Source organism: Henriciella marina (assembly GCF_027213945.1).
GTDB lineage: Bacteria > Pseudomonadota > Alphaproteobacteria > Caulobacterales > Hyphomonadaceae > Henriciella > Henriciella marina_A.
Window position 1 is genome coordinate 1 of sequence record NZ_JAPWGW010000017.1, and the last position, 704, is coordinate 704.

The 704-nt window shown below is 59.9% G+C and carries 1 protein-coding gene; it reads left to right on the forward strand.

The genetic code is table 11. The features are described 5' to 3' along the window. On the forward strand, positions 1-704 hold a 704-nt coding region (locus O4G74_RS16010; RefSeq protein ID WP_269403516.1), incomplete at both ends, for a GTP-binding protein.

Here is a 704-nt window from a genome sequence, read left to right on the forward strand (position 1 = left end):
AACAAGCCGCACGTAAACATCGGCACGATCGGCCATGTTGACCATGGCAAGACGACGCTGACGGCAGCGATCACGATGACGCTTGCAGAAGTTTATGGCGGTGCAGCGAAGTCCTATGCGGACATCGACAACGCGCCAGAAGAAAAAGCACGCGGCATCACCATCAACACCGCGCACGTCGAGTATGAGACGGACGACCGTCACTATGCGCACGTCGACTGCCCGGGCCACGCTGACTATGTGAAGAACATGATCACCGGTGCGGCTCAGATGGACGGCGCGATCCTCGTTGTGAACGCAGCTGACGGCCCGATGCCACAGACCCGCGAGCACATCCTGCTGGCTCGCCAGGTTGGCGTTCCTGCGCTGGTCGTGTTCCTCAACAAGGTTGACCAGGTCGACGACGAAGAGCTTCTCGAGCTCGTCGAGATGGAAGTCCGTGAGCTTCTGTCGTCCTACGACTTCCCAGGCGACGACATTCCGATCGTTTCCGGTTCTGCACTCGCAGCTGTCGAAGGCCGCGACGAGAACATCGGCAAGGAGAAGATCCTTGAGCTGATGAAGGCTGTCGACGAGTACATCCCGACCCCTGACCGTCCGCTGGACAAGCCGTTCCTGATGCCGGTCGAGGACGTGTTCTCGATCTCCGGCCGTGGTACGGTTGTGACCGGCCGCGTCGAGACGGGCATCATCAAGGTTGGTGA